Genomic DNA, 18,101 nt, shown 5'->3' on the forward strand with positions numbered 1-18,101 from the left:
GAGCCGGGCGTTACTGGACCGTCGCGGTCAGCCGGGCCACGTTGTCGATGTAACGGGCCGCGAGGGGCCGGTTGACCCAGTCCTCAAGCAGGAGTTCCTGCGAGATGTCCCGGTAGGTGTTCTCCACTGCCCGCATATCGTTCACAATGTCCTCGCCGAGCAGCATGACCGAGACCTCCAGGTTCAGCGAGAAGGACCGCATGTCCATGTTGCTGGAGCCGAGAACGGCCACTTCGTCGTCAATGGTGAAGTGCTTGGCGTGCAGGACATACGGCGCCTTGTAGAGGTAGATCCGGACGCCTGCCTCCAGCAGGGCCTCGTAGTACGAACGCTGGGCGTGATGGACCAGGAACTGATCGCCCTTCTCGGAGACGAACAACTCCACGTCCACGCCGCGCTGGGCGGCAGTGGTGATGGCATAGAGCAGCGAGTCGTCCGGGACGAAGTACGGGCTGCAGATGGAAATCCGGTGCTGCGCGGAGTAGATCAGCGTGTTGAAGAGGCGCAGGTTGTTCTCGGTGATGAACCCGGGACCGCTGGGCACCACCTGGGCTGTGACGTTGCCCGGCTCCGGGTTGGCCGGAAGCTGCAGCTGGTGTTCGAGGTTCTCGTCCGTCTCGCTGAGCCAGTCGGTGGCAAAAACCACGTTCAGGGTGGTGACGATCGGGCCCCTCAGGCGGGCCATCAGTTCCACCCATTCACGGCCGGCCTTGCGGTGTTTCGGGTTGTTGTAGGACGGCTCGATCAGGTTCTGTGAACCCGTGAACGCGAGTTCGCCGTCCACCACCATGATCTTGCGGTGGTTCCTCAGGTCCGGGCGGCGCCACTGACCGTGGATCGGCAGCAGGGGCAGCATGCGCTTCCACTGGATCTTGCTTGCCCTGAGCCGCCGGAGGAGGTTGCGGTAGCCCGTGACCCGCAGAGTGCCGATGTGGTCGAACAGGACCCGGACTTCCACGCCGCGCTCTGCAGCTTCTTCCATCGCCGTCAGCAGTTCGTCGGTGATGTGGTCCGTGCTCATGATGTAGAACTCGGCATTGACGAACTTCTTGGCTTTCCGCACCGCCTCGGTCATGGCAAAGATCGAGTCCGGGTAGCCGGGAATAAGGTCAACGGAGTTGCCGTCCACCATGGGCAGGGAGCCCAGCCTGCGGTTCAGTTCACCGGCGGACTTGACCCATTCCGGGCCCGGGTAGTCGCTTTCGACGTCAGCCAGGGACGAGATGCCCGCCCGCACCCGGGTGTTGACAATCTCCTGCTGCTGGCGGCGGCGGCTGGAGAGCTTGAAGTTGCCGAACAGCAGGAACAGCGCCAGGCCCACGAACGGCACAAAGAAGATTCCCAACAGCCATGCCATGGCCGTGGTGGGACGCCTGTTGCCTGGAATGATGCCGACGGCGAGGACCCGGATCACCAGGTCCGCGATGCTCAGCACCACCACAATCCACGTCGGCGCGGTACCGGCAAGCGAAACTGGCCACAACACTGGAAAAACCCCCGGGATATGCGCACCGGCGGACGGGTTCCGGCCGGGCAATGAACCACAGCTTAGCCGCGCCGGGCCCGACTAAGCTGGAGCCATGACTTCTCCTGCTCCCGTGGTGCTCGTTTTCCTTGACCCTGCGGTCCCGGCCGGCCGGCTTGCCGACGCTTCGCAGCCACAGCTGATGGCCACGGACCAGGGTGCCACCCGCGGTGACGGCATCTTCGAATCCATGCTCGCGGTGGGCGGTGACGTGCGGAAGCTGCAGGCCCACCTGGACCGGTTGGGCGGCTCCGCGAAGGCCCTTGACCTGGTGATCCCGGCGCAGGACCAATGGCGCGCGGCCATCGCCACAGGCGTGGCTGAGCACCGCAGCCAGCACCCGGCACCTTCCGCGGCCGAGGACGAAGTGGTGGTCAAGCTCGTGGCCACGCGCGGCCCCGAAGGTGCCGACTCCCCCACGTGCTGGGTCCAGGTTTCTCCGGTCGGCGCCCTGGGCCGGCGCCAGCGCGAGGCCGGCATCGACGTCATCCTGCTGGACCGCGGGTACGACAGTGACGCCGCCGAACGCGCACCGTGGCTGTTGCTCGGGGCGAAGACCCTGTCCTATGCGGTGAACATGGCCGCGCTCCGGCATGCACACAAGCAAGGGGCCGACGACGTCATCTTCCTCTCCACCGACGGCCGCGTCCTGGAGGGCCCCACGTCAACGGTCCTGCTGGCCCACGTGGAAACGGTGGACGACGGCGCCGGCGCCCGCACCGTCCGCCGGCTCATTACACCCCAGCTGGACACCGGCATCCTCCCCGGCACCTCCCAGAATGCGCTCTTCAGCGCAGCGAAGGCGGCGGGATGGGAGCTGGGATACGGCCCGCTGGAGCCGCAGGACCTGCTGGACGCCGATGCCGTATGGCTGATTTCCAGCATCCGGCTGCTGGCGCCCGTGAACCACATCGACGGCAAGGAAATCGGTACGCCGGCCCTGCAGAAACAGCTGACTGCCGAACTGAACGCGCTGTACGCAGGGATCCAGTAGGCCGCCGTGCCTGTTCGAAGCGCGGGCATCCTGCTCTACCGGCACGGTGGGGCGGGCGGGCTGGAACTCTGGATAGCGCACATGGGCGGACCGTTCTGGGCCGGCAAGCAGGCCCACTCCTGGTCCCTCCCCAAAGGTGAGTACCAGCCCGACGAAGATCCGCTGGTGGCTGCCCGGCGGGAGTTCACCGAGGAAATCGGCACACCGCCACCTGCCGTTGAATACATTTCCCTGGGCGAGTTCCGGCAGCCGTCCGGGAAGCTCATCACGGTCTTCGCCGCTGAGACCGACTTTCAGCCCGGCAGGATTGTCAGCAACACGTTCCCCCTGGAATGGCCGAAAGGCTCGGGGACCATCCAGGATTTTCCGGAGATCGACGACGCCCGGTGGGTCAGTGAAGCGGAGGCCCGGAACAAGCTCGTCAAGGGCCAGCTTCCCATCCTTGACGCCCTCGTCAAGGCCCTGTTGCAAAGGCAGGATCATCCGTAAGGTGTGGTCCATGAACTCGCACACGCAGCCCGCTGACAACCTGACCTTCGACCAGTGCTGGGAATTGCTTGAAGACGACACTGTAGGGCGCCTGGCTCTTGTGGTGGACGGCCATCCCGAGATTTTTCCGGTGAATTACGTTGTGCACCGCCGGAGCATCGTTTTCCGGACCGCAGGCGGCTCCAAGCTCTGGGGCGCCGAGGCGGCCCGCCCGGCCGCGCTGGAGATTGACGGCTACGATCCCCACACCGAAGAGGCCTGGAGCGTTGTGGCACGCGGAGACACTGAGGTGATCGAGGATCAGGCCGACAAGGATGCCGTCGACGCCCTGAGCCTGGAACCATGGCAGGCCGGCCCCAAGGACAACTACATCCGGCTGACCGTCAAAGCCCTGACCGGCCGGCGCTTCCAGGTCATCAAGCCTGACGTCTGGAACACCAGGCTGTCGGACCGCCGCCGCGCATCCTTCGAATAACGAACAGCACAGGACAGCAGGAAGGGCCGGGTCACCCCGGCCCTTCCTGTGCCCCGCCTACTTCCCTGAGGGGGCCGGGTAGGCTGCGTCCACCTCCACTTCAACCAGCCACCCGTTGACAGGCAGGTTCTCGATCTCCAGGGCGAACCGTGAGGGCCTCGCGGCGTTCACCACCAGGGGGTCCGCCGGAGCCGCCGACCCGAGCGGAACCTTCACCGGGGATCCATCGGCGAGGCTCGTGTTTGCGAAGTACTGCCGGTACGCACGGTTCCAGCCGTCAAAGTCGGCTTTCTCCGTTCCGGCAGGGTTCTGGAGGAAGACGCGCATGGTGATGACGTCGTCGTAATCCAATCCTGCCTGCGCGAGGTTCTCGCCGATCCGGCGCAGGGCGTTGATCCCCTGCGCCTCGGTAATGGTGACCCCGGCGGGAAGCACACCGCCGGGGAAGACAGCCGTGTCGATGTACCGCTGTTCGCTGCCGGCGGGCGCCGCGCTGTTCAATGCCGACGGGCCCAGGCCGCTGGTCTTGTAGATGGCGGTGTTGGCGCCGATGGCGACGCCCGAAGCGATCATCGGGTTGTCCTGGCCGGCCGGCAGGTTGGGGACTGTGGTTCCCGGTTTGGGCGCGGCGAGGTCCTCGAAAACGGCCGGTCCGGCGAAAGCGGCGGTGGCGGTGAGGCACAGGCCGGCAACGCCGGCTGCGATCAGGGAGGTGCGGCGGATCATGGGCTTCTTTCCGGGGGTCGGGGTTATGCTGTCGCGGTGTTCGGACGGGGCGCTCATCCGGCCACCGCCGCGGCCACGCGGGTGTGCAGCGCGGTGACTGCCGCCCTGGCGGAGGTCATGGCACCGTGCTGCCAGGCGATGGCGTGGCTCAGGTGATCGCCGGCGAAGTAGATGTTGCCAGTGGGCTCCAGCAGCTTGGCGTACTTGGCATCCGTCTGCGACGGCCAGCCCACCCATGCTCCTTCGGAGAATTCGGTGCTGCCCCAGTCAACCGAGAACGACGCCGAGACGTCCTTTTTGTACACGTCGCCGTGGATGCGCGCGCCTTGGTCAAGGGCGCGGCTAAGGCGCTTTTCGGGTGACAGGGGCTGGTAGGCGCGGGCGCTGGCGCCCGTGTTGTAGTAGCCCACCATGGTGCCGCGCTGGCCATGAAAACCTGTGGACGGGTACCACATGTTGCCCAGGTCGATGTTGGTGTTGGTGATGCCGCCGTAGATGCGGTGGTCCTCTTCCCACCACCGTCGCGAGTACTCGATGCCGATCTTGCCCGCGTCGCTGGGTGTGGCGAATTTGAGGGCATCAAGCACGTCGGCGGGGAGGTTGCCGGGAATTTTGGCGGCGATGTGGGGCGGCAGTGTGTTGACTGCGAAGTCGGCTTCAAGGCTCTTGGTCTGGCCGCCGGGGTTGGTGTAGTCCACGGAGACCCCGGTGGCGGTGTTGTTCAGCGAGAGGACCCTGGCGCCGTACACAATCTTGTCCTTGCCGATGGCTGCTTCGAAGGCGTAGGGGATCTTGTCCATGCCGCCCACGGGCTGGAACATCATCATCGCCTGGTCCCAGCCGAATTCGAACGAGAAGTAGTTACCGACGCCGCTGGCGAAGACGTCGGACAAGGCATCCGGGGCCAGGGGTGTGCCGGCTTCCAGGCCCGCTCCGGGAGCCACGGAGTAGCCCTTCCGTCCGCTGCCCGAGTACTTGTAGCTCGCCGCCGCATTTCCGGGGACCTTGCCTCCGATGGCGCCGAAGTTGCCCAGGAAGGAGATGAGGTTTTCCTTGTCGGCCGGGCTGAGGTAGCTGTCCAGCGAACCCTGGTCCGTGGCTTTTGCGAGCAGTTCGGACACGTAGCCGTAGACGTCTGCCTTGGCGGCACGGTGGCGGACCGGAGTGTTGGAGAGCTTGGAGCTGCCCTCGCGGAAAAGGTAGCCGTCCGCGTTCTGGTTGGTGAAGGGCTCGATGGCGACGCCGAGTTCCTTGCAGTAGTCAAGGGTGATGTGGTGCTGCGGGATCCGGCCGGGCCCGGCATTCATGTACTGGTCTTTGGAGAAGGCTGCCCGTTGGGTGACCCCCTTCAGGTCGGTTTCCTCGGTGCCGCCCCGGACCGTCCAATTGCGGCCGCCCGGACGCATACGCGCTTCCAGGATGGTCACCTTGTAGCCGGCTTTGCCGAGCTCGTAGGCGGTGGTCAGGCCGGCGATGCCGCCGCCAAGCACCACCACGGACTTGCCCGCCCCGTTGACATCGCTCTTACGCGGGGCCGCAAACGCCGGCGTGGCCGAGTCAGGAGCGAGCCCCATGGCCTCCATGGTCTGGTACATCACCCCGGCGCCACCCACCATGCCCACATAGCGGAGGAAATTCCTGCGAGTCGCATCTGTCAATTTTTTCCCTTTCACCGAAGCGTTACAAAAGGGAGCGTAGAGGCAGAATGTTTCGTCAAAGGACGTGACAATTTCCGTGTTGTACCGTTCACATTTCCGGAAGATGAACGCGGTTCATGGACAGTTAAGAGCATGCCGGGACCTGCCATCCGTGGCATGCTGGCAGTAACGGCACTACCGAAAGGCACCACCATGGGCAACGACGCCAAGGTTGATCCGTCCCCAGCAGCAGCCGGCGGCACCGCCGACCGCACCCCGGTCATCCTGGGCGGTGCCCGCACTCCCTTCGGCCGGTTCCGCGGCGGCCTGGCCGGGCTGACGTCCACCGAACTTGGCGCCCACGCCATCCGCCATGCGCTGGACCGGACGGGCGTGGCGCCGGAGCAGGTCCAGGCCGTGATCGTGGGCCAGGTCATCCAGGCCGGCGCCGGCCAGGGACCCGCACGGCAGGCCAGCCTCGCCGCCGGAATCGGGTGGGACGTGCCCGCCGTGACCATCAACAAACTGTGCCTGTCCGGGCTGACCGCCGTGATCGATGCCGCCCGGATGATCCGCGCCGGCGAGGCCGACTTCATTGTCGCAGCGGGCCAGGAATCCATGACCAACGCTCCGCACCTGCTGCCCCGGCTCCGGAGCGGCGTTGCCATCGGCGATGCGCCGCTGCTGGATGCGCTGAACTTTGACGGCCTGCAGGACCCCCGCACCGGCGAGCTGATGGGTTCCGCTACGGACGCCGTCAATGCACGCCTTGGCATCGGCCGCCAGGCCCAGGACGACGTCGCTGCCCGTTCCCATCAACGGGCCGAAGCCGCCCGGACGGCCGGGTACCTGGCCGAGGAGATCGCTCCGGTGGAGGTCCCGCAGCGCCGCGGCGCCGCCGTCGTGATTGATACAGACGAAGGGATCAGGCCGGGCACGACGCCCGAGACCCTCGCGGCGCTGAAACCCGCCTTCTCCACAGCGGACACCGCCACCATCACCGCCGGGTCCTCCTCGCCGCTGTCCGACGGTGCAGCCGCCGTGGTGGTGGCCAGCAAGGCAGCGGCGGAAGCGGCCGGGCTCAGCTGGATCGCTGAGATCGGCAGCCACGGCCAGACTGCCGGACCAGACGGCTCCCTGCACTCCCAACCTTCCCGGGCCATCGGGCGCGCCCTGAAACTCGAGGGCCTGACCGTGGCAGATCTGGACCTCATCGAGATCAATGAGGCCTTCGCCTCGGTGGTGGTGCAGTCTGCGAAGGACCTGGGGATCGACGCCGAAAGAATCAACGCCGACGGCGGGGCCATTGCCCTGGGACATCCGGTGGGCGCCTCCGGGGCCCGCCTCGTGCTGCATCAGGCCCTCGCCCTGAAACGCCGCGGCGGCGGCACCGGTGTTGTGGCCCTGTGCGGCGGCGGCGGCCAGGGCGAGGCCCTGATCCTTAAGGCCTGACGCCCGGTCAGCGGGCTTAGGGGGTCAGCGGACAGCGGCTCAGGTGGGGATGATGCCGAACAGGACCCGCTTCTTCACCATCACCCAGAGAAGCCCCAGGATGACCGCATAGGCGGCCGTATTGACCAGGATGTCGCCCTGCCGCAGTGCCGGGATGTTGGCGATCACGGCGATGAGCACAACGTGCATGATGAAGACGTACAGCGTGGCCTGCCCCAGCGGAATCAGGAACCAGCCCAGGGCCCGTTCCACCGGCTTCCAGTACGCGGTCAGGAATGCGTAGGCGGCCACCACCAGGACCAGGACGTTGAGGAGCCGGCCGGGGTCCAGGTAGGTGCGGGCAAAAAAGGCGTCGTACATGGCCCGGTAGGCGGTGTCCGGAATGACGGCCAGGCGCAGGTCGAACCCGTTGGCCAGGTAGGGGTTGCACCAGGACAGGAAGGCGAAAACAAACGCCAGCACCGTGGACGCCACCACGACCCAATGATGCGCCGACAGCCAGGCGACGATGCGGCGCCGGTGGTAGCCCGCCACCAGGCCGACCACAAACAGGACCTGCCAGACAAGGAGCGGGAAGGAGTCCTCGAACTGGGAGGGCAGCAGCCTGACCCGGGTGGCAGCACCCGCGGCGTAGATCCCCAGCGTGCCGCCCAGAACCCACAGGGCCTTGCCGCGGTTGAGCGCGGCAAGGATCAGGGGGCTGGCCAGCAGCAGCACCACATAGAGGCCCATCACGTTGAACTGCCAGGGACCGAACTGCAGGAGGACGATGGCGGGCAGGACCTGGGCGGGCACCGGGAACTGCAGGAGAGTTTCCATTCCTGCATACAGGTCATAGGTCCGGCCGGCGGCGTTGTGCCCCGCGCCGCCCGTGCCCTGGTCAACGTAGGTGGTCAGCGCGTCGGTCTGGAAGAAAGGCAGCAGCGAGAGCAGGAAGACACCGATGAGGACCGCGAGGGCGGTGACGTACAGCTTTCCGGCCCGGCGGGACGTCAGATCCACCACCTTGCCGAAATCGTCCTTCACCCTCGGCCCGTACACCATCCCCACCACCAAACCGGAGAACAGCACAAACAGCTCTGCGCCGGAAACGAACCCCACCGTCTCCTGGGTCAGCAGCTGGAAAAGCGATGTCATGCCCAGGTGGTTGACCACCACAAAAACAATGGCCAGGCCCCGGAGGAGGTCCACCCGGGAATCCCGCTTGGACGGGTCCCCGTAGCCCCAGCCGGAAATCACGCCTACGCGCCGTGGCAACTGCCACAAGGCAATCAGGAGGATCACCATGGCCGCCCCGACACTCCAGGCAGCAGGCCCGGCCAGGGAATTGGCCTGCGTAGCCTGCTGCCCTCCGCTCACAACAGTGACCGGGCCGGTGGTCAGGCCGGACGCGGCCAGACTGTCGCCGGCAGCCTGCGCGATGCCGGCGTTGCCGGTAATTCGCCAGTCGATGCTGACCACCCCGGTATCACGGGTGCTGGTCCGTTCGTCCCAGACGACGGCGGCGATCCGGTCGAATTCGTCCGCTGTGGCGGCCGCGAGGGTCTGGTCCCACCAGGCCCCCTTGATGTCCGCTTCCGCAGCACCGCCTGCAACAGGGCTGTAAAAGGCGGCCGTCTGCAGGAGCATAGGTTTGTCCCGGCCGGCGGCGTATGTGGCGTAGAAATTTTCGCTCCCTGCCTGCGTCACCATCGCGGTGAGCTCACCGCCGGCGGGGAGGGTATTGACGGCGGCCTTGCCGCCGGTGTCATCGTGATAGGCCGTCAGCCCCACCCACTCCACCGCGTCATCGCCGGGGTAGTAGGGCGCGTATGCTGCGTCTGCACCGTTCCAGCTTCCGTCCCCGTTGGTGTCCAGCAGGGCGTATCCCTCGGACCCGGCGGCGGGGGCGTCCCGGTGGCGTTCAAACGGGTAGTCCCGCCCAAGGTACGGCTGCCACACCATCACGGTGCCGGCGTCGTCCGCGGTTTTGAACTCCGCAGCAATGGTGCGGAACGCTTCCTTGTAGGCGGCCGGCTGCTGACCCCACTCCACCCAGCTTGAGTTCATATCGGGGGCGAACCGGATCAGCAGCGTGCCCCGGAAAGCAGAGGCCAGCTCCTTAGCCTTGGCCGCGAAGGCCCCTGCGGCTGCGGCATCCACCTGGCCCAGCGCCATGGAGGGGCGCACGGTGAGCATGGCATGGGCGCCCTGCCCTGCAGCCTGGCCAAAGAAGTCCCGGACGTTCTGTTCCTCCCCGGACCGCACGGGCAGCGAGATCTCGTGGTCAAGCAGCGCGGGCGAAGCCCCCAGCCGCTCGGCAAATCCCGCCGCCGAGTCCTCGCCCCATTCAAGGACAGCTCCGAGCAGGGGTTTGCCCTCCTCCGGCTCAGGCCGGGCCGCGTGGACCGGGCCCGCGGAGAACAGGCTGATCAGGAGGAGCACGGCTGCAACAAGGGCGGCCGGCAAAGTGCTCCGTACGCCGGGCACGGCCGACGGCGGCACGCCCCTGTTTGCGAAGAGTGTTGGCATAGCGGTGTGGACCCTCCCCCAGGACGGCTTTTGTGCTGACGGCCGGTGCCGCCGCAGAAACTCTATCGGTCTTCGCAGGTGTGCCTGCTGATCGTCACCGCACCGCTGCCAAGTTCGGCGTGCCACGCTCCTGCCACAAGGTTCACGCCGTGTTCCCGATGCCTCGATTGTCCGGCCCCCTGGCCGGGGCTGGAGGCCCCGGATTGGTTACGGAACATGACGACGGCGGCGGTGCAGCCGGGTGCCCCGGATGTTACGTTTTTGGGGAGTAATGAGAACCGGCGCCAAGCCCTGACTGGCCGGTCGGCAACCCTCCCTTTCGCGGCGGGGTGCCTCAGGTGAATACTCGGCATATCGACATTCGAGCTGCAAGCGTGAGAGAAGGAGATCCGTCGTGTCTGACGCACCTGCCCCTGAAGAAAAACTGTCGTACCGGCTTGTGACCGGGCCGGATGACAGGTCCTTCTGTGAACGGATTTCCACGGCCCTGGCCGAAGGGTATGTCCTGCACGGCAGCCCGGCCGCGACGTCCAACGGCGGCCAGGTGATCGTCGCGCAGGCACTTATCCTCCCGTCGGCCATCGCCAGCGCGGATGCCGCCGTCGCCACCGCCGTGGATGACCTGTCCGCCAGCGAGGACCTCGAGTTCGACGGCGAGGGCCACGCATGAGCTACGCCGGAGACCTCACCCCGCACGAAGCGTGGGCCAAGCTGGAGCAGGGCGCCATTTTGGTGGACGTCCGCACCGAAGGCGAATGGGCGCACATCGGCATTCCGGACACAAAGGCCACGGACAACGATCCCCTGTTCATTCCATGGACGTTCGCCGGCGGCATCCCCAACGCCGACTTCATCACCGACCTCACGCAGCAGGCCCCCGAGGACAGCGCAACGGAACTGCTGTTCATCTGCCGCTCGGGCCAGCGCTCCGTCGCCGCCGCCATTGCAGCGACGCAGGCAGGGTTCACGTCCTACAACGTCCTGGAGGGTTTTGAAGGTGTGCCGGACCGTTACGGCGAGCGCACCGTCAACGGCTGGAAGAACAGCGGCCTGCCCACCAACCTGGGAAGCCGCTAGATGACCTTCAACGAAGAGGCCGCCGGCTGGAGCGCCGACACGCAGGCAGTCCGCGGCGGCCTGGACCGCACCAACTTCCAGGAAACCACCGAGCCGGTCTTCCTGAACTCCGGCTTTGTCTACGAGTCCGCGGCCGCGGCCGAGCGCGCCTTCACCGGCGAAGACGAACGGTTTGTCTACTCCCGGTACGGCAACCCGTCAGTGGCCACCTTCCAGGAGCGCCTCCGCCTGCTTGAAGGCACCGAAGCGTGCTTCGCGACGGCGTCGGGCATGTCAGCGGTATTCACCGCCCTGGGTGCCCTGCTGGCTGCCGGGGACCGCGTGGTTGCTGCGCGTTCCCTGTTCGGCTCCTGCTTTGTGATCCTGAACGAGATCCTGCCGCGCTGGGGTGTGGAGGCCGTGTTTGTGGACGGGCCCGACCTGGACCAGTGGCGCGAAGCCCTGTCGGAACCCACTACTGCCGTGTTCTTCGAATCGCCGTCCAACCCCATGCAGGAGATTGTGGACATCGCCGCGGTCAGCGAGCTGGCGCACGCCGCCGGGGCCACCGTCGTCGTCGACAATGTCTTTGCCACTCCCCTGCTGCAGCGCTGCGGGCCGTTCGGCGCGGACGTGATTGTGTACTCCGGCACGAAGCACATCGACGGCCAGGGCAGGGTCCTGGGCGGCGCCATCCTGGGAACCAAGGAATTCATCGACGGCCCGGTCAAGCAGCTCATGCGTCACACCGGCCCGGCCCTCTCCGCGTTCAATGCCTGGGTGCTCACCAAGGGCCTGGAAACCATGTCGCTCCGCGTGAACCACTCCTCCGCCTCCGCGCTGCGGCTGGCCGAGTGGCTCGAACAGCAGCCGGCCGTCAGCTGGGTCAAGTACCCGCTGCTGAAATCACATCCCCAGTACGAGCTCGCGGCCAGGCAGATGAAGGCCGGCGGCACAGTGCTCACCCTCGAACTTGCCGCGACGGGCGGCCGCTCGGGCAAGGATGCCGCCTTCGCGCTGCTGGACGCCCTGCGGATCATCGACATCTCCAACAACCTGGGCGACGCCAAGTCGCTCATCACCCATCCGGCCACTACCACCCACCGCGCCATGGGCCCCGAAGGCCGTGCGGCCATCGGGCTCAGCGACGGTGTGGTGCGCCTGTCCGTGGGCCTGGAGGATGTGGACGACCTCATCGGCGACCTCGAACAGGCGCTGAAGCAGGTCTAGGGGCGGGCCGCGCCGGGTGGCTCACCGTCGCGCCGGATTTCGAGCCGCACGGCCACCCATCTCAGCCGTGACTTTGATCGAGCCAAAGCCTTTCCGGAACGCCGCCGCTCCCGGCCCGCCTATGGCGGGCGTGTGGTGCTGCTGACCGGAGGCTCAGGGTTGGCGGAGCTGCGTGGATGCCGTCTCACGCACGGCGCCGGTCAGCTGGTTGAGCACCGGAGAGTCGATCTTCCAGCGTTGCCAGTAGAGCGCAACATCAACCGGTTTCCCGGGCGCAAGCTCCACGAGGCCCCCCTTCCCGACGTCGGCCATGCACTGCTGCTCCGGCAGCAGCCCCCACCCCAGACCCAGCCGGATGGCCTGCGCGAACTCGCCCGACGACGGCACATAGTGCCGCGGCGCTGCCAGGTCCGCGCCCGTCAGGCTACGGAAGAAACCGGTCTGCAGATCGTCCTTGCGGTCGAAGTCCACCACCGGCGCCCGGCTGCCGGCTGCCAGCCCGGGGCCGCCCGGCCACCAGCGCCGCACATAGCCCGGGCTCGCCACCGCCCGGTAGCGCAGGGCGCCCAGCGGCTGGACGCTGCAACCCTGGACGGGCTCCGGCGTTGCGGTGACGGCAGCCATCACCGCTCCGGTGCGCAACAGCCGTGCTGAATGCTGTTCGTCTTCCCGGTGGAGTTCAAAGCAGGTGCCGAGGTCGGGGGGAAGGCTGGCCAGCGCCTGCAGGAACCAGGTGGATAAGGAGTCGGCGTTGACCACCAGCGGGATGGGCGAGCCGGGTGTGGCCACGGTGCCGTCGAGCTCCTGCCGGGCATCCCATTCCAGCTGCCGCACCTGCCGGGCAAACCGCAGCACGGCCTCGCCGGCGGTGGTGGGGCGGACCGGGCTGGTGCGCTGCAGGAGGATCTGGCCGGCTGCATCCTCCATCGCCTTCAGCCGCTGCGAGACGGCCGACGGCGTGACGTACAGGCTGCGGGCGGCCGCTTCCAGGGTGCCTTCTTCCACCACCGCGGCGAACGTCCGAAGCTGCTCCAGCTGAAAGGACTTCATTAGCATTCCTTAATAGAAGTAAGAATATTTAGCTGGTCTAATTCTATGCCCCGCCCTAAATTGGAGGACATGGACTTCGCAGGACTGCTGGCACCGGCCGCGCTCGGCTTCGGCACAGGGCTCGCCCTCATTGTTGCCATCGGCAGCCAGAACGCCTTTGTGTTGCGGCAGGGTATCCGCGGCGAGCATGTGGCCGCCGTCGTCATCGTCTGCGGCGTTTCCGATGCGGTCCTCATCGCCGCGGGCATCGCCGGGGTAGGGGCATTGCTGCAGGCCAACCCGGTCATCGTGGATGTGGTCCGGTTCGCCGGAGCCGCGTTCCTGGTGGCGTACGGCGTCATGGCCGCACGCCGGGCAGTGCGTCCGGGCACCCTCACGGCATCAGGACGGCAGACCGCCGTCGGCCTTGGCACTGCCCTGAGCACGGTGCTGGCCCTGACCTGGCTCAACCCCCACGTTTATTTGGACACGGTCCTGCTGCTGGGATCGGTGGCCAACCAGCAGGCGCAGGACCTGCGCTGGTGGTTCGGCGCGGGCGCAATCGCCGCCAGCCTTGCCTGGTTCAGCGCCCTGGGATTCGGGGCCCGAATCCTGCGGCCCTTCTTTGCGAAGCCTTCCTCGTGGCGCGTCCTCGACGGCTTCGTCGCGGTGGTAATGCTCACGCTGGGGATCCGGCTGGCGGTAGGCGCCTGAGCGGCTCGGCTGGCTGCGGGCGGCTGGCTGCGCGGCTACCGCCGGGCGGCCAGCGCCGCGGCGAGAGCCGAGGCTGAGGCGGGGCTGCTGTCAATCCGCCAGTCCGTCTCCTTGGTGAAGTTGAACCAGACAAACCCGGTGACATCCGGCTGCGAGCGCAAGTATGAAACCAGGGCCGTGTTCCAGTCCGGCTTGTTCCCGCCGGCCTCAGCGCTAGCCGTCTCCGTAATAATGATCGGCTTGCCCGGTGCGATGGTGCGGAGCTGTGCCAGGTGCGGTCCGAACAGGGAAGACGGCATTTGCCAGGAACTCCAGGCCTGCGTGGTCCCCCAGTTGTAGGCGTCCAGGCCCACCGTATCCACGAAGGCATTCCCGGGGTAAAGCAGCGCGGGGTCCACGGATCCGCCGCCGTTGGGTGCCCATACCCAGTTGACGTTGGCGGCGCCGCCCGCTGTGACCAGGCCGTGGACATGCCGCCAAGCCCTGACGTAATCGCCGGGCTGGTTTCCGTTCACGGCCTCGCACCACGGATACCAGTCGCCGTTCATTTCGTGGGCGAACCGGATCATGAGCGGCCTGCCCCAGGCAGCAAGGGCGGTTCCCCACTGGCTGATGTAGGGGTCGAAGTCGCCGGCAGCGATCCGGGCCAACGAGTAGGCAGGCTGGGACACCCCGCTCCCTGCGATCCAGGGCTCCCACGTGACCAGCGGCGTCGCACCCCGGCTCACCACCGAGTCCAGTTCCGCCACGGGAGGAGGTTGGCGGAAATCTTTGTAGGACAGGACAATGCCAGGGCTTTCACCAACCAGGTCCGCGACGGCGTCAAGCTCCGCCCCCGCCGCCGCTCCACCGGGAGTGGCGACGCCGAAGCGGAGCAGCGGTGTGCCGGCAGCAGGGGCGCCGGCGAGGACAACGAAGGAAGTGGTCACCGCAGTCCTGCCAACAGCGACGCTCAGGCCGGCCTGGCCTTGGGCTGTTGCCGCGATGGTGGCCTGTGCACTGAAGGCCCCGGATTTTGTGGTCTGGAAGGTGACGGTCGCTGCGCCGCCGGTGACGGTTCCGGCGGCGGACTTGGGGAATCCTGATCCTGCCAAGGCAACCCTGGTGCCGGCCGGACCCGACGCCGGCGTGAGGCTGACGGCAGGAATTGGGGCTGCGGAGGCGCTTGCCGCGCTGAACCCGGCGTGGACAGCCGCCAGCCCAAATCCCAGCATGGCGCCGCGGCGCGTCAGATGTTCCATGGTCCCCCTTGTCATTCCGTGCGCAAATGGTGTTCCGTGCGCACAGTGACGCGCCGTTGGCCAATAGTAGCCAGCAGGCGGATCCATTGGGAATGGGCAGCGACGATTCGAACGGACAGGTCAGACCTGGCGTACCCGCAGCAAATCCGGTGCCTCATCAACGTCCGGAAGGCCGGAGGTTTCCCGCATCGTGATACCCACGGCGTGGGCAACGACGGCACCCAGCCCGCCGTCGTCGGGCGCTGATTCCAAGGCGGCGTCCCGGACCCGGCGCTGCTCGGCGGAGCCGGTGCCCCGCGAAATAATGTCCTCCACGCCTTGGCGGGCCAGCGACAGCTCGCCCTGCTCGGCAAGGACGGGCGCCAGGTAGTCCACGAGGGACCGGACCACGTCCGCCGCGGGGGCAGGCCGGAAGGTGCCAAAGTCCAGCAGTTCGCCGCCCATGCCGCTGCTGCTCGCCTGCCAGGCCGCCATCCGCAGCAGCACGGTGGGCACCGGCGCGGGTTCCACCCCCTCCCGCCATTCCCGGCTGGCCGACTCCACCAAAGCCCGCACCAGGACGGCGATCAGGGCCGCGTCCTCGGCCCGGAGGCAGACGTCGGCCACGCGGACCTCAACGGTGGGGTGGTTCCGGGACAGCCGGGCGTCGAAGTAGATCATGCCTTCGTCCAGCATCACGCCGCTGTCCAGCAGGCGCCTCACCACCCGCCGGTACTGGGAGTACGTGCCGAAAATGGCGGACGGCCCCGAGGTGGGCCACCGGTTCCAGGCCTGGGTGCGGTAACTCTCGAACCCCGTGGACAGCCCCATCCAGAACGGCGAGTTGGCGCTCAGGGCGGTGAGGACGGCCAGCTTGTCCCTGATCCTGTCCAGGACGGCAACGCCCTCGTCTTCGGACTCGATGTAGGTGTGGACGTGGAAGCCGCAGGTCAGCTGCTCCTGCGCGGTCAGGCCAAACCTCTCCAGCATGCGGGCGTACCGGGGGTCCGGGGTGGTGTGGCTCGCCAAACCAAACGGGGAGGTGGCCAGTGCGGCCACCCGGGCGCCGTACTTCCGGGCCGCCTGGTCTGCGAGCAGGCGGCCCGCACGGATCTGCGGCAGCAGATCGGAGTACTCAAGGCACGGCCGCGTCTGGGTCTCGATCTGCTCAAGCTTCAGTTCGGCGCTCAAGCCCATTTCGTCGTCGTAGGTGGCCTTGTTCCGGGTTTCCAGCGTTTGCTGGTCTGCCGGGGCGTCGTCGGCCGCCAGTCGATGCTCCGCGAGCAGGGCATCCGCCAACGCAAGCGGCAGCCCCGACTCTGGATCAACGATCAGGAGTTCTTCCTCGACGCCGAATGTTCGCATGTCTATATTGTGCGTCACGCGGCCAAGGCTGCGGCAGACCGGCCAGGGACGGGCCGCGCCCCTGGCCGGTCCCGGAACTTAGTCCTGGAAGTACTCCACCTTGGCGCCAATGGTGTTGAGCCGTTCGGCCAGGTCTTCGTAGCCGCGTTCGATGACGTAGATGTTTCGCAGCTCCGACACACCCCGCGCGGCCAGCATGGCCAGCAACAGGCAGGCGGCGGGTCGAAGGGCGGGCGGGCAGCCCACCTCAGCGGCACGCCACTTGGTGGGACCGTTGACGTAGATCCTGTGCGGGTCCAGCAGCTGCACCTGCGCGCCGAGCCGGTTCAGCTCGGTGAGGTAGATGGCACGGTTCTCGTAGACCCAGTCGTGGATCATGGTCTGGCCGTTGGCGTTGGCGGCGATGACCGCGAAAAACGGCAGGTTGTCAATGTTCAGCCCCGGAAACGGCATGGGATGGATCTTGTCCTCCGGCGCCCGCAGCTCGGAGGGCTTGGTGGTTACATCCACCAGCCGGGTGCGGCCGTTCCGCGCCATGTACTCCCCGGAAATCTCCAGCTGCTGGCCCATCTGCCCAAGCGTGGCCAATTCAATCTCCATGAATTCGATGGGAACGCGGCGGATGGTCACTTCGGAGTTTGTGACGATGCCGGCCGTGATCAGGCTCATCGCTTCGATGGGATCCTCGGACGGGAAGTATTCAATGTCGGCATCGACCACCGGCCGCCCTGTGATCTTCAGCGTGGTGGTACCCACGCCATCGATCTGCACGCCGAGCATTTCCAGGTAGAAGCAGAGGTCCTGGACCATGTAGTTCGGACTCGCGTTGCGGATCACGGTGGTTCCCTCGCGGTGCGCGGCGGCCATGATCGCGTTCTCCGTAACGGTGTCCCCGCGCTCCGTCAGCACGAAGGAGCGGTGCCGGGCGTCCGGCTTCGGAGCCTGCACCGTGTAGTAACCGGCGGTTGCCTCCACAGACAACCCGAACTGGCGCAGTGCCTGCATGTGCGGCTCCACAGTGCGGGTGCCCAGATCGCAGCCTCCGGCGTACGGCAGGCGGTATTCAGAAGACTCATCCAGGAGCGGGCCGAGGAGCATGATCACGCTGCGCGTACGGCGGGCGGCGTCCACGTCCATGGCGGCAAGGTCCAGAACGGCAGGGCGGCGCAGCCGGAGGTCCGTGTCGTTGAGCCAGGTGCATTCAACGCCGATGCTTGTCAGCACCTCCACGATCCGGTTGACCTCTTCGATCCGGGCGAGGCGGCGCAGCACGGTGGTGCCGCGGTTAATCAGGCTGGCGCAGAGCAGGGCGACGCCGGCATTCTTGCTGCTGTTGACATCCACGGCTCCGGACAGTGTGCGGCCACCCTCGATCCGCAGGTGGGTCATCTGGGGTTTGCCCACCTTGACGATGCTCCTTTCGAAGATCGTCTCGAGCCGCTGGATCATCTTGAGGCTGAGGTTCTGCTTGCCCTGCTCCATCCGTGCGATGGCGCTTTGGCTGGTTCCAAGCGCCTCGGCGAGCTGGCCCTGGGTCCAGTTTTTTTCCATGCGGGCGTCTTTGAGCGTGGCAGCAATGTGCTCGGCGGTTTCCTGACTCATGGCTAGAAAATATCACAAATGAGCTATTAGCGCCGGAAAGCTATCCCTAAGGCATCGATTAGGGACCCATCTACCC

The 18,101-nt window shown here is 66.7% G+C and carries 16 protein-coding genes and 1 riboswitch; of the genes, 8 read left to right on the top strand and 8 right to left on the bottom strand.

Annotated features, from left to right (window positions below; genetic code table 11):
• Positions 1 to 10: 10 nt before the first annotated feature.
• The gene (gene cls / locus IDT60_RS18640) at positions 11 to 1,483 is read right to left on the bottom strand and encodes a cardiolipin synthase (protein WP_191082022.1); all 1,473 of its coding nucleotides are present in this window, start codon (positions 1,481 to 1,483) and stop codon (positions 11 to 13) included.
• Between the two features lie 97 nt (positions 1,484 to 1,580).
• Here cls and IDT60_RS18645 point away from each other — a divergent pair, with 97 nt between their 5' ends.
• Genes IDT60_RS18645 through IDT60_RS18655 form a run of 3 tightly spaced genes read left to right on the top strand, consistent with a single transcriptional unit; the run spans position 1,581 to position 3,483 of the window.
• Positions 1,581 to 2,519, top strand: a complete 939-nt coding sequence (locus IDT60_RS18645; RefSeq protein WP_191080195.1) for an aminodeoxychorismate lyase — start codon at positions 1,581 to 1,583, stop codon at positions 2,517 to 2,519.
• A gap of 6 nt (positions 2,520 to 2,525) precedes the next feature.
• Positions 2,526 to 3,008 (top strand): NUDIX domain-containing protein, encoded by a 483-nt coding sequence (locus IDT60_RS18650; protein ID WP_191080196.1) that lies wholly within the window; start codon positions 2,526 to 2,528, stop codon positions 3,006 to 3,008.
• Positions 3,009 to 3,018: 10 nt separating this feature from the next.
• The gene (locus IDT60_RS18655; RefSeq protein WP_164204313.1) at positions 3,019 to 3,483 is read left to right on the top strand and encodes a pyridoxamine 5'-phosphate oxidase family protein; all 465 of its coding nucleotides are present in this window, start codon (positions 3,019 to 3,021) and stop codon (positions 3,481 to 3,483) included.
• A 57-nt stretch (positions 3,484 to 3,540) separates the two neighbouring features.
• On the opposite strand, the gene IDT60_RS18660 is transcribed toward IDT60_RS18655, so the two are convergent.
• Positions 3,541 to 4,209 (bottom strand): Rid family hydrolase, encoded by a 669-nt coding sequence (locus IDT60_RS18660; RefSeq protein WP_191080197.1) that lies wholly within the window; start codon positions 4,207 to 4,209, stop codon positions 3,541 to 3,543.
• Between the two features lie 53 nt (positions 4,210 to 4,262).
• On the bottom strand, positions 4,263 to 5,867 hold the full coding sequence (locus IDT60_RS18665; RefSeq protein ID WP_223883807.1) for a flavin monoamine oxidase family protein: 1,605 nt from the start codon (positions 5,865 to 5,867) through the stop codon (positions 4,263 to 4,265).
• A gap of 192 nt (positions 5,868 to 6,059) precedes the next feature.
• Here IDT60_RS18665 and IDT60_RS18670 point away from each other — a divergent pair, with 192 nt between their 5' ends.
• Positions 6,060 to 7,298, top strand: coding sequence for an acetyl-CoA C-acyltransferase (locus tag IDT60_RS18670; protein WP_164204311.1), 1,239 nt, complete (start codon positions 6,060 to 6,062; stop codon positions 7,296 to 7,298).
• A 39-nt stretch (positions 7,299 to 7,337) separates the two neighbouring features.
• On the opposite strand, the gene opgC is transcribed toward IDT60_RS18670, so the two are convergent.
• A complete protein-coding gene (gene opgC, locus IDT60_RS18675; protein WP_191080198.1) occupies positions 7,338 to 9,809 on the bottom strand; it encodes an OpgC domain-containing protein in 2,472 nt (823 codons plus the stop codon).
• A gap of 267 nt (positions 9,810 to 10,076) precedes the next feature.
• Positions 10,077 to 10,190: riboswitch (SAM riboswitch) on the top strand.
• Positions 10,191 to 10,203: 13 nt separating this feature from the next.
• Between opgC and IDT60_RS18680 the strand changes: the two genes are divergently transcribed.
• Genes IDT60_RS18680 through IDT60_RS18690 form a run of 3 tightly spaced genes read left to right on the top strand, consistent with a single transcriptional unit; the run spans position 10,204 to position 12,095 of the window.
• The gene (locus IDT60_RS18680; RefSeq protein ID WP_164204308.1) at positions 10,204 to 10,479 is read left to right on the top strand and encodes a DUF1737 domain-containing protein; all 276 of its coding nucleotides are present in this window, start codon (positions 10,204 to 10,206) and stop codon (positions 10,477 to 10,479) included.
• On the top strand, positions 10,476 to 10,886 hold the full coding sequence (locus tag IDT60_RS18685) for a rhodanese-like domain-containing protein (protein WP_164204306.1): 411 nt from the start codon (positions 10,476 to 10,478) through the stop codon (positions 10,884 to 10,886). The genes IDT60_RS18680 and IDT60_RS18685 overlap by 4 nt, the downstream gene beginning before the upstream one ends.
• Complete coding sequence (locus IDT60_RS18690) at positions 10,887 to 12,095, top strand: O-succinylhomoserine sulfhydrylase (protein ID WP_191080199.1); 1,209 nt, start codon at positions 10,887 to 10,889, stop codon at positions 12,093 to 12,095.
• Between the two features lie 153 nt (positions 12,096 to 12,248).
• Here IDT60_RS18690 and IDT60_RS18695 read toward each other — a convergent pair whose 3' ends face one another.
• Positions 12,249 to 13,145 (bottom strand): LysR family transcriptional regulator ArgP, encoded by an 897-nt coding sequence (locus IDT60_RS18695; protein ID WP_191080200.1) that lies wholly within the window; start codon positions 13,143 to 13,145, stop codon positions 12,249 to 12,251.
• A gap of 69 nt (positions 13,146 to 13,214) precedes the next feature.
• Here IDT60_RS18695 and IDT60_RS18700 point away from each other — a divergent pair, with 69 nt between their 5' ends.
• On the top strand, positions 13,215 to 13,838 hold the full coding sequence (locus IDT60_RS18700) for a LysE/ArgO family amino acid transporter (protein WP_191080201.1): 624 nt from the start codon (positions 13,215 to 13,217) through the stop codon (positions 13,836 to 13,838).
• 35 nt (positions 13,839 to 13,873) lie between these two features.
• Here IDT60_RS18700 and IDT60_RS18705 read toward each other — a convergent pair whose 3' ends face one another.
• From IDT60_RS18705 to IDT60_RS18715, 3 genes are all read right to left on the bottom strand, one after another.
• Positions 13,874 to 15,079 (bottom strand): glycoside hydrolase family 26 protein, encoded by a 1,206-nt coding sequence (locus tag IDT60_RS18705; RefSeq protein ID WP_191080202.1) that lies wholly within the window; start codon positions 15,077 to 15,079, stop codon positions 13,874 to 13,876.
• 120 nt (positions 15,080 to 15,199) lie between these two features.
• Positions 15,200 to 16,423, bottom strand: coding sequence for a glutamate--cysteine ligase (locus IDT60_RS18710; protein ID WP_191080203.1), 1,224 nt, complete (start codon positions 16,421 to 16,423; stop codon positions 15,200 to 15,202).
• 78 nt (positions 16,424 to 16,501) lie between these two features.
• Positions 16,502 to 18,025: a UDP-N-acetylglucosamine 1-carboxyvinyltransferase gene (locus IDT60_RS18715; protein ID WP_164204296.1), complete on the bottom strand. Its 1,524-nt coding sequence runs from the start codon at positions 18,023 to 18,025 to the stop codon at positions 16,502 to 16,504.
• Between the last annotated feature and the right edge of the window lie 76 nt (positions 18,026 to 18,101).

This window comes from Pseudarthrobacter sp. BIM B-2242 (assembly GCF_014764445.1).
Classification (GTDB): Bacteria; Actinomycetota; Actinomycetes; order Actinomycetales; family Micrococcaceae; genus Arthrobacter; species Arthrobacter luteus_A.